Source organism: Arthrobacter sp. Y3225209 (assembly GCF_059090685.1).
Window position 1 is genome coordinate 1 of record NZ_JBNHFW010000058.1, and the last position, 277, is coordinate 277.

Genomic DNA, 277 nt, shown 5'->3' on the forward strand with positions numbered 1-277 from the left:
TACCATCGGCGCTGTGGGTCTTAGCTTCCGGGTTCGGAATGGGACCGGGCGTTTCCCCCACGCTATGACCGCCGTAACCCTCACCCCGGCACCACCAAGACAAACACCTTAGGTGGTGGGGAAAACATTGGGTCACGAACGTCGTTAGACGAAGTGATATTCAGTTTTTTGTTCCACGGTCAACAACCAGGGTTGTTATCCGGGAACCACATAGTGGACGCAAGCAGCATGATCAACAACACCCTGTACGTTGGGAAACCGTTTGAAGTCGTGTTTC

At 53.4% G+C, this 277-nt stretch carries 1 rRNA gene; it reads right to left on the minus strand.

The features are described 5' to 3' along the window. Positions 1-76: ribosomal RNA gene (rrf, locus tag AC5RVB_RS16365) — 5S ribosomal RNA — on the minus strand; the annotation flags it as partial. Between the last annotated feature and the right edge of the window lie 201 nt (positions 77-277).